This window comes from Bifidobacterium sp. UBA744 (assembly GCA_002298605.1).
Taxonomy (GTDB): domain Bacteria; phylum Actinomycetota; class Actinomycetes; order Actinomycetales; family Bifidobacteriaceae; genus Bifidobacterium.
Window position 1 is genome coordinate 14,524 of sequence record DBKS01000051.1, and the last position, 5,134, is coordinate 19,657.

A 5,134-nucleotide genomic window follows, 5' to 3' on the forward strand; every position below is an offset into this window, starting at 1 on the left:
ACGGTATCCGGGCTGTTTCGCACCTGCCGGAACGATCCGGCATACGCCACGTGTCGGCGCGCGATCCTCTGCGATCAGGCGGCAGCCTGGGAGTTGTCGCGGCGCTCGACGATGCGAGCGGCCTTGCCGCGCAGGGAGCGCAGGTAGTACAGCTTGGCGCGACGGACGCGGCCGGAACGCACGAGTTTGATGGAGTCGATGGCGGGGGAGTGCAGCGGGAAGCGACGCTCCACGCCAACGCCGAAGCTGATCTTGCGGACCACGAAGGTCTCGCGCACACCCGCGCCGTGACGAGCGATCACCACGCCGGTGAAGGTCTGGATACGGGAGTTGTTGCCTTCCTTGATCTTCACGTTCACGTCAACGGTGTCGCCGGGACGGAAGGCCGGGATTTCCTCGGCGGACTTGAGATGCTTGGCGTCAAAAGCCTCGATGATGTTAGCCATTTGGTAACCTCCGCACCGCCGCATGTCAGCGCTGATCTTATCCGTATTCCGCTTGGTTTGCCTTGCGGAAGCCTGTCAATCCGCCGGGAGACGGGTCTTGCGACCGCCCGGCTGGACCCGATGACGCACGGAATCATGCGGCCTTCCATGCATCGACACAGCAGCTCACCAGTATATCCGAGGCGAGGGACTGCTTTCGGTGCGCCTGCGGCGTGTCTGCCGGATGTCGCTTGTCCCTCGAGGTTTTTGCGACGATGTGAGGAAAATGTTATGCGCTCACAATCCGCTCAACACGCCGACGGATGCGCGTTATAACACGGATTTATAGCTCTTTTGACAGAGCGCCGCTGTGAGCGATAACATTTCGACTAGCAGTTGAGTGTGAACGCTCACATCACAAAAGCTATGGCGATGTGAACATGATCGCTCAAATTGTCGACGGTGACCGTCAGGGCTGCGGCAGGCCTATATGGTGATCACTGCCATAAAGGGTGAAATCAATCAAGGGAAAGTTAATGACAACAGCTACTCAGAACGCTCCTGCCAAGCAGCAGGGCTCAATGAAGTATGTGGTCATCCTCGCGCTGTCTGCGGGCATGGCCGGCCTTCTGTATGGCTACGACACCGTTTCCATTTCCGGTGCCATTGAATTCCTGCGTCAGGCCTACGGTCTGTCCTCCGGCATGCAGGGCCTCGTAATCTCCTCCATCATGATCGGCGGCGTCATCGGTGTGGGCTTCTCCGGCTTCCTCGCCGACAAGATCGGCCGCCGCAAGGTGCTGCTCATCGGAGCCGCCTGCTTCTTCTTCGCGGCCCTGTGGTCCGCGTTCACCTATGATCCGTGGACGCTGATCGCCGCCCGCATCGTCGGCGGTCTGGGCATCGGCCTCGCCTCCGCACTGGCCATCACCTACATCACCGAGTGCGCCCCGGCCAAGTACCGTGGCACCCTGAGCTCCGCCTACCAACTGCTCACCATCCTCGGCATCTTCCTGACCAACGTCATCAACTTCTGGATCGCCGGCATGGGCGATCTCAACTGGGGCATGAACGCCGGCTGGCGTTGGATGCTGGGCATCGGATGCCTTCCCGCCGCGATCTTCTTCATCGCGCTGTTCCTCTCTCCTGAATCCCCACGCTTCCTGATCCAGTCCGGCAAGGAAGACGAAGGTTTCAAGATCCTCGCAAAGATCGGCGGCGCCGACGAAGCCCACCGCGAGGTCGAAGAGGTCAAGGCCTCCATCGAGCGCGACAAGAACGGCAAGCTGTCCGACCTGTTCAAGAAGCCGCTGCTCATCCCCTTCGTCATCGGCCTGATGCTCGCCGCATGGAACCAGGTCGGCGGTCAGAACGCCATCTCCTACTACGGTCCGACCATGTTCAAGGCCGCTCTGGGCGACAACATCCCGAACGTGGAGTTCCTGTGCTCCTCCCTCGTCGGTCTCGTTGAGCTGATCTTCACCGTGGTGGGTATGGCGCTCATCGACAGGGCCGGCCGCAAGCCGCTGTTGGTTTCCTCCGCCGCCGGCATGGGCGTGTTCGCCCTCGTGATGGTCATTGCATTCTCCGCCAACATCGGCTGGCTCGTCGTCGCCGGTGCCTGCGGCTTCATCGCCTGCTTCGCCTTCGGCCTCGGCCCGGTCACTTGGGTGATGATCCCCGAGCTCTTCCCGACCTACATGCGTGGTCGCGCCTCCGGTCTGTGCACCGTGTTGCTGTGGGGTATCAACTTCTGCGTCGGTCAGTTCACCCCGATGATGTTTGAGGGCTGGGGCGGCTCCGGAACCTTCATCTTCTGGATGATCATGGACTTCCTCGGTGCGTTCCTCATCTTCAAGTTCGCTCCGGAAACCAAGGGCAAGACCCTTGAGGAGATCCAGTCCCTCTGGAGCAAGTGATCCCCGCCGCGCGAGGATTCGCATTCAGCTAAGTACATAACCGATCACATAGCAACGGAAAGGAATCGATATGGTCGACATGGAAGTGACACCGCTTGAAATCGCGGAAAAGATCCGCGGTGGACGCACGTCTCTGGGCATCGAGTTCGGCTCGACCCGCATCAAGGCGGTGCTCATTGACGACACGTACCGCACCATCGCCGCAGGTGACTACCAGTGGGCCAGCCACCTCGAGGATGGTCTGTGGACCTACAGCCTCGAGGAGGTGTGGAAGGGTGTGCAGACCGCGTACGCCAGCATGGCGAACGACGTGTACAACGCATACGGCGAACGCCTCACCACCATCGGCCATATCGGTTTCTCCGCGATGATGCACGGCTACCTCGCCTTCGACAAGGACGGCGAGCAGCTGGTGCCGTTCCGCACCTGGCAGAACACCAACACGCATGAGGCCCATCTGCGTCTGTCGGATCTGTTCCAGTACAACATCCCGGAGCGTTGGTCCATCGCCCACCTTTACCAGGCGGTACTCAACAAGGAGGAGCATGTCGGCCGCGTGGCGTTCCTCACCACCCTGGCCGGTTATGTGCACTGGAAGCTCACCGGCAAGAAGGTACTGGGCGTGGGCGACGCCTCGGGCATGTTTCCGATCGACCCGTCCACCCGCACCTATGAGACCGATTTCATCGACAAGTTCGACGCCCTGCCGGAAATCGCCGCCCAGCCGTGGAAGGTGGAGGATCTGCTGCCCACCCCGCTGGTCGCAGGAACCCCGGCCGGCGAGCTGACCGCCGAAGGCGCCAAGCTGCTCGATCCCGCCGGCTATCTGAAGCCCGGCGTGGTCATGGCACCGCCTGAGGGCGACGCCGGCACCGGCATGGTCGCCACCAACTCCGTGCGCGTGCGCACCGGCAACGTGTCCGCCGGCACGTCGATCTTCGCGATGGTGGTGCTCGAGCACAAGCTGGCCCGCCTGCACCCCGAAGTCGACCTGGTCACCACCCCCGCCGGTGATCTGGCCGGTATGAGCCACGCCAACAACTTCACCACCGATCTGAACCAGTGGGTCAACATGTTCGGCGAATTCGCCGAGGCCATTGGCCACCCGCTCGACGCGGGCACCCTGTTCGGCACCCTGTTCCGCTCCGCCATGAGCGACAAGGCCGATAAGAACGCCGGCGGCATCGTCAACTACTGCTTCCACTCCGGTGAGTTCCTCGCCGGGCTCACCGAAGGACGTCCGGTGCTGGCCCGCGGCCCCGAGGCCCATTTCAACCTCGCCAACCTGATGCGCGCCCAGCTCTTCGGCGCGTTCTCCCCGGTGAAGATCGGCATGGACGTGATGACCAAGGAGGAGAACGTCAAGATCGACTCCCTGGTTGGTCATGGTGGCATCTTCACCACCCCGAAGGTTGCGCAGAAGATCCTCGCCGCGGCGTTCAACACCCCGATTCAGGTCATGGCCACCGCCGCCGAAGGCGGCGCCTGGGGCATGGCTGTGCTCGCCGACTACCTGTGGCACACCAATGCCGATCATTCCAACCTCGCCGACTATCTGTCCGGTCGCGTGTTCGCCAATGCCAAGTCGGTTACCGAGAACCCCGACCCGGCCGATGTGGCGGGCTTCGAGGACTTCTTCGGACGGTTCCAGCGCGGCCTTGAGATCGAGCGTGCCGCGATCAATTCCATCCCGTTGGAAGAAAACTGAGTTTCAGAAGTGGTAAGAAAGGAACGTCAATATGGCTACTCTCGCTGATTACGGCCCCGAAGTGCGCGCCGAGGTCAAGCAGGTGCGTGAGGTCGTCTCCAACCTGCACCAGCAGCTCATCAAGTGGAATCTGGTTGTGTGGACCGCAGGCAACGTCTCCCAGCGTCTGCACACTGCCGACCTGTTCGTGATCAAGCCCTCCGGCCTGCGTTACGAGTACCTGACCCCCAGCTCGATGGTTGTGTGCGACCTTGACGGCAACGTGGTCGACGGTGCCGAGGCGCCGTCCTCCGACACCGCGTCCCACGCATACATCTACCGCAACATGCCCGACGTGTATGGCGTGGTGCACACGCACTCCACCTACGCGACCGCCTGGGCGGCCACCGGCCAGAACATCCCCTGTGGCCTGACCATGATGGGTGACGAGTTCGGCGGCCCGGTGCCGGTTGGTCCCTTCCGCCTCATCGGCTCCGAAGCCATCGGCAAGGGTGTTGTCGAAACCCTCAAGAAGTACCCGAAGTCCCCGGCTGTTCTGATGCAGAACCACGGCCCCTTCACCATTGGTAAGGACGCCGAGGCCGCCGTCAAGGCCGCCGCCATGACCGAGGAGGTCGCCCACACCATGTGGGCCGCCCGTCAGCTCGGCGACATTATCGAGATCGACCAGGCTGACATCGACAAGCTGAACGACCGTTACCAGAACGTCTACGGACAGCACTGATTCGACGGAGTGTTCGGCACTCGCCCAAACAACGTAATCCATCACAACGAAGTAACAGAAGGAGCCATCATGGCAATGGAAAACCCCTTTGAGGGCAAGGAAATCTGGTTCGGCGTCGGTTCGCAGGACCTGTACGGCGAGGAAGCTCTTCGCCAGGTTGCCCAGCAGTCCGCCGAAATGGTCGACTACCTGAACGCCACCGGCAAGATCCCGGCGAAACTGGTCCTCAAGCCCACGCTGAAGTCCTCCGACGGCGTCAAGCAGTTCATGGTCGAGGCCTCCGCCAACCCGAACGTCATCGGTGTGATCACCTGGTGCCACACCTTCTCCCCGGCCAAGATGTGGATCCGCGGCCTCG

4 protein-coding genes and 1 pseudogene are annotated in these 5,134 nt (G+C 61.8%); 4 read left to right on the forward strand and 1 reads right to left on the reverse strand.

Annotated elements, in window-relative coordinates:
• Window positions 1-74 precede the first annotated feature (74 nt).
• Entirely contained in the window at window positions 75-446 is a 372-nt protein-coding gene (rplS, locus tag B2994_RS05260; protein ID WP_291527325.1) for a 50S ribosomal protein L19, read from the reverse strand.
• Window positions 447-961: 515 nt separating this feature from the next.
• On the opposite strand from rplS, the gene B2994_RS05265 reads away from it, so the two are divergent.
• The 4 genes and pseudogenes from B2994_RS05265 to B2994_RS05280 form a co-directional block, all read left to right on the forward strand.
• Window positions 962-2,344, forward strand: coding sequence for a sugar porter family MFS transporter (locus tag B2994_RS05265; RefSeq protein WP_291527326.1), 1,383 nt, complete (start codon window positions 962-964; stop codon window positions 2,342-2,344).
• 70 nt (window positions 2,345-2,414) lie between these two features.
• The gene (locus tag B2994_RS05270; protein WP_414630644.1) at window positions 2,415-4,052 is read left to right on the forward strand and encodes a xylulokinase; all 1,638 of its coding nucleotides are present in this window, start codon (window positions 2,415-2,417) and stop codon (window positions 4,050-4,052) included.
• A 31-nt stretch (window positions 4,053-4,083) separates the two neighbouring features.
• Complete coding sequence (locus B2994_RS05275; RefSeq protein WP_291527327.1) at window positions 4,084-4,776, forward strand: L-ribulose-5-phosphate 4-epimerase; 693 nt, start codon at window positions 4,084-4,086, stop codon at window positions 4,774-4,776.
• A 69-nt stretch (window positions 4,777-4,845) separates the two neighbouring features.
• Window positions 4,846-5,134 (forward strand): annotated as a pseudogene (locus tag B2994_RS05280) (L-arabinose isomerase); the annotation flags it as partial.

Coding starts and splice junctions, on each gene's coding strand:
- B2994_RS05275 (WP_291527327.1), top strand. CDS start 4,084: ATGGCTACTCTCGCTGATTACGGCCCCGAAGTGCGCGCCGAGGTCAAG.
- B2994_RS05265 (WP_291527326.1), top strand. CDS start 962: ATGACAACAGCTACTCAGAACGCTCCTGCCAAGCAGCAGGGCTCAATG.
- rplS (WP_291527325.1), bottom strand. CDS start 446: ATGGCTAACATCATCGAGGCTTTTGACGCCAAGCATCTCAAGTCCGCC.
- B2994_RS05270 (WP_414630644.1), top strand. CDS start 2,415: ATGGTCGACATGGAAGTGACACCGCTTGAAATCGCGGAAAAGATCCGC.